This is a genomic window from Pseudovibrio exalbescens (assembly GCF_028737195.1).
GTDB lineage: Bacteria > Pseudomonadota > Alphaproteobacteria > Rhizobiales > Stappiaceae > Pseudovibrio > Pseudovibrio zosterae.
The window spans coordinates 1-4,278 of sequence record NZ_JAQZAJ010000015.1; the positions used below are offsets into that span (position 1 = coordinate 1).

A 4,278-nucleotide genomic window follows, 5' to 3' on the forward strand; every position below is an offset into this window, starting at 1 on the left:
GCTTCTGTAGTATACCGGATATGAGGTTATGTATTTTGGTGTGCTAGTAAGGTTACGCAAGATTATTTGGGTTTTTGGTTTGTTTTGTTTTTTTGAGCCATTTGCCCTTTGGTTGACCGCGGTGTGTACAGGGAGTGAGATCGCGATGAAGAAACTGATCAACAAGGTCGAAGATGTGGTTGCCGAGCAGTTGGAAGGTCTGGCGCTGGCCCATCCGGAGCTGAAGCTGAACACCGAGCCTTACTACGTTTATCGGGAGCGCGAAGGTGACAAGGTGGCGCTGATCTCCGGCGGCGGGTCGGGCCACGAGCCCATGCATGCCGGCTTTATCGGCGAAGGCATGCTGACCGCCGCCTGCCCGGGCGCGGTGTTCTCCTCGCCCACCCCGGATCAGATGTATGAATGCGGCAAGGCCGTGGCCACGGAAAAGGGCGTCTTGCTCATCATCAAGAACTACACCGGCGATGTGCTCAACTTTGAATCCGCCGTTGAGCTGCTGCATTTTGACGACATTCCGGTTGGCTCCATCACCATTGATGACGACGTCGCCGTCAAGGACAGCCTTTACACGGCAGGCCGGCGCGGCGTGGGCGCCACGGTTCTGATCGAGAAGATCCTGGGCGCGGCCTGTGAGCGCGGCGCGGATCTGGCGGCTGTTGAAGCCATGGGCCGCACCTTGAACAACCGCTCCCGCTCCTTCGGCATTGCGCTGGATGCGTGTGTGGTGCCAGCGGCGGGCAAGCCGTCCTTCGATCTGGCCGAAGGCGAGATGGAGTTTGGCGTTGGCATTCACGGCGAGCCGGGCATCGCGCGCCGCCCGTACACCGACGTTCAAACGGTTGTCGCCGACATGCTCAAGGAGCTGTTGGAGAACTCCGGCTACACCCGCACCGTGCGCTCTTGGAACCGCGAGGAAGGCACGTGGATGGAAGAGGAAAGCACCGTTGAGGACTATGCGGCAGGCGATGAGCTGATCGTCATGGTCAACGGCATGGGAGCCACGCCGGAATCCGAACTCTTCGGCGCCTATCGCGAAGCCCATAAGGGGCTGGAAGCGGCGGGCTTCAAGGTCGCCCGCTCGCTGGTTGGCAACTACTGCACATCGCTCAACATGGAAGGCTTCTCCATCACCCTGCTCAAGGCCGATGCGGACACCCTGGCCCTGTGGGATGCACCTGTGGCCGCCCCGTCCCTGCGCTGGGGCAAGTAAGAGCAAACAAGGACAAGAACATGACTGTGACGAAGGACCAAATCCTCGGTTGGCTGAAAGCATGCGCGGCAGAGTTTGCCGCGCAGCAGGACTACCTGACCGATCTGGACCGTGAGATCGGCGATGCCGACCACGGCCTCAACATGAACCGCGGCTTTACCAAGGTCATGGAAAAGCTGCCCACCTTTGAAGCCCAGCCCATTGGCGGCATCATGAAGGGGGTGGGCATGACCTTGATGTCCTCCATCGGCGGCGCCTCCGGCCCGCTTTACGGCACCTTCTTCATTCGCGCCGCCACCTCAACGGCCTCAGCCGAAGAGTTGGATCTGGAGGCCCTGATCAAGATGCTGGAAGATGGCGTGGCCGGTGTGGTCATGCGCGGCAAGGCCGAGCCCGGCGACAAGACCATGTGCGATGTGTGGTGGCCGGTGCTTCAGGCTGCCAAGGAGGCCAAGGACGCAGGCAGCGACATTGCGGCGGCTCTGGACAAGATGGTGGCCGCAGCCGAGGAAGGGGCCAAGAGCACCATTCCAATGCAGGCCCGCAAGGGCCGGGCGTCTTATCTGGGTGAGCGCTCCGTGGGCCATCAGGATGCCGGTGCCACCTCCAGCCTGATCATGATCAAGGCGCTGGCAGCCACGGTAAGCGGGAGCTAGGTTTTGGTAGGTATTGTCGTTGTGTCCCACAGCCGGCAGCTCGCCGATGGCGTGGCTGAGCTGGCTGAACAGATGACACAGGGAAAGTGCCCCATTGCGGTTGCGGGCGGGATCGATGATCCCGCCAACCCCATTGGCACCGATCCCGTTGCAGTGATGAGCGCCATTGAGACCGTTGCCGATGACAGCGGCGTGCTGGTGCTGATGGATCTGGGCAGCGCGCTGCTCTCCGCAGAAATGGCGCTGGAGCTCATTGATCCGGACCTGGCTTCCAAGGTGGAGCTGTGCGCCGCGCCGATCGTGGAAGGCACCATGGCCGCCACGGTGGCTGCCGCTTCTGGGTTGCCGCTGTCTGCGGTCAAGGCAGAAGCCATGGGCGCGCTGGCCGCCAAGCTGAAGCATCTGGGCGTTGAAGACGAGACCGCAGGTCCGGCTGCAAGCCAAGCTGCCTGCGGTGAAGCGCTCACCTTCGAATGGACCGTTTTGAACCCTCATGGCCTGCACGCCCGTCCGGCGGCTGCCATTGTTGGCGCTCTGGCCGGGTTCGAGGCCGACCTGACCCTTGAATGCAAGGGCGAGCGCGCCAACGCCAAGAGCCTCAACGCGCTGGCGGTTCTGGGCGTGCGCAAGGGCGACCACATCGTGCTGTCCGCCTCCGGCGCGCAGGCGCAAGACGCCCTCGCCGCCTTTGAAGCGCTGGCCAGGGACGGCTTTGGCGAAGACGTTGACGCGCCGGTGGAAGCAGCCGAGACGGAAGACCAAGCAGCCCCTGCCCCAAGCGCCGTTGAAGGCGCCATTGTCGGCGTTGCTGCCTCCAGCGGCATTGTGAGCGCACCTGCCGCCTTCTTTACCGTCAAGATGCCTGAGGTGCCGGCCCGTGCCTTTACCTCAGCGGGCGAGGAAGCCCGCCGTCTGAGCGACACCATTGCAACCGTTGCCGAGACCATGCGAGCGCAAAGTGCTGCGGCAAAGGCCGCCAAGGACAAGGCCAAGGCCGAGATCTTTGCCGCTCACGAGGCCATGCTCACCGACCCGGACCTGCAGCCAAAGCTTTTGGCCGCCGTGGAAGGCGGGGCCATTGCCGAGCGGGCCTGGATGGAGGTCATGTCCGCCTTGAAGGCCCAGTATGAGGCCGCCGAAAGCGCCTACATGCGCGAGCGCGCCATGGACGTGCTCGACATCACCCGTCAGGTGATGCTGGCGCTCACCGGTGAAGAAGATGCGGGCGTGGACATTGCGCCCAACACCATCTTGTTTGCCGAGGATCTGTCGCCTTCCGACACCGCGCGTCTGAACAAGGACACCGTGCTGGGCATTTGCCTGCAGGGCGGGGGCAAGACCTCTCACAGCGCCATCATTGCCCGCGCCATGGGCATTCCGGCCATCGTGCGCGCCACCGGCTGCCTGAGCGAGGTCACGCCGGGCCAGACCGTGACACTGGACGGCTTTGAGGGCCTGCTGTGGACCGCGCCATCGGACGAAAAGGCTGGCGAGCTTGAGGCACGCCGCACCGCCTGGATCAAGGAGCGCAATGAAACCCTGACCCGGGCCCTTGAACCGGCCATCACCCTGGATGGGGTGCATTATCCGGTGCAGGCCAACATTGGCGGTTTTGCCGATGTGGAAAAGGCCCTGGCCTCAGGGGCGGAAGGCGTTGGCCTGTTGCGCACCGAGTTCCTGTTCCAGGCCCGGGCCGAGTTGCCGGATGAAGACAGCCAGTACCAAGAGTACAAGCGCATCGCCGCTGCCTTTGGCGACCAGCCGATCACCATCCGCACGCTGGATGTGGGCGGCGACAAGCCGCTGGCCTCCTACCCCATGGCTGAAGAGGAAAACCCGTTCCTCGGACACCGCGGGGTGCGCATGTGCCTGTCCGACCCGGCGCTGTTCAAGACCCAGATCCGCGCTCTGATCCGGGCCGCAAGCGAACAGCCCAACATCCAGATGATGGTGCCCATGATTGCCAATGTGCGCGAGCTCAAGGCCGTCAAGGCGCTGGTCGCCGACTGCCGCACCGAGCTGGGATTGCCCGAAGAGCAGGCCCCCATGCAGGTGGGCATCATGATCGAGGTGCCAAGTGCCGTGCTCGATGCCGATGCCCTGGCAGCAGAAGCCGACTTCTTCTCCATCGGCACCAACGACCTCACCCAGTATGTGATGGCAGCAGACCGGGGCAATCCAAAGGTCGCCGAACTCGTTGATTACAACGAACCGGCCGTGCTGACCGCCATCCGCATGACCTGTAAGGCGGGCAAAAAGGCCGGCATCCCGGTCTCAATGTGCGGGGAAATGGCTGGCGACACAAACGTCACCCAAACACTCCTAAACGCCGGACTGACAAAACTGTCCGCAAGCCCATCTCTCCTGCCAAACCTGAAAGCCAAACTCAGAACCCTGAGCATCAAATAAAAA

General features: G+C 62.7%; 3 protein-coding genes. All 3 read left to right on the forward strand.

Annotation, left to right across the window (positions count from 1 at the left end; translation table 11 throughout):
• Positions 1–145 precede the first annotated feature (145 nt).
• The 3 genes from dhaK to ptsP are packed head-to-tail and all read left to right on the forward strand — an operon-like array spanning position 146 to position 4,275.
• A complete protein-coding gene (gene dhaK, locus PUV47_RS19775; RefSeq protein ID WP_274220330.1) occupies positions 146–1,210 on the forward strand; it encodes a dihydroxyacetone kinase subunit DhaK in 1,065 nt (354 codons plus the stop codon).
• A gap of 20 nt (positions 1,211–1,230) precedes the next feature.
• Positions 1,231–1,866, forward strand: coding sequence for a dihydroxyacetone kinase subunit DhaL (gene dhaL / locus PUV47_RS19780; RefSeq protein ID WP_274220331.1), 636 nt, complete (start codon positions 1,231–1,233; stop codon positions 1,864–1,866).
• 3 nt (positions 1,867–1,869) lie between these two features.
• The gene (gene ptsP / locus PUV47_RS19785) at positions 1,870–4,275 is read left to right on the forward strand and encodes a phosphoenolpyruvate--protein phosphotransferase (RefSeq protein WP_274220332.1); all 2,406 of its coding nucleotides are present in this window, start codon (positions 1,870–1,872) and stop codon (positions 4,273–4,275) included.
• Positions 4,276–4,278 lie beyond the last annotated feature (3 nt).

Coding starts and splice junctions, on each gene's coding strand:
- dhaK (WP_274220330.1), top strand. CDS start 146: ATGAAGAAACTGATCAACAAGGTCGAAGATGTGGTTGCCGAGCAGTTG.
- dhaL (WP_274220331.1), top strand. CDS start 1,231: ATGACTGTGACGAAGGACCAAATCCTCGGTTGGCTGAAAGCATGCGCG.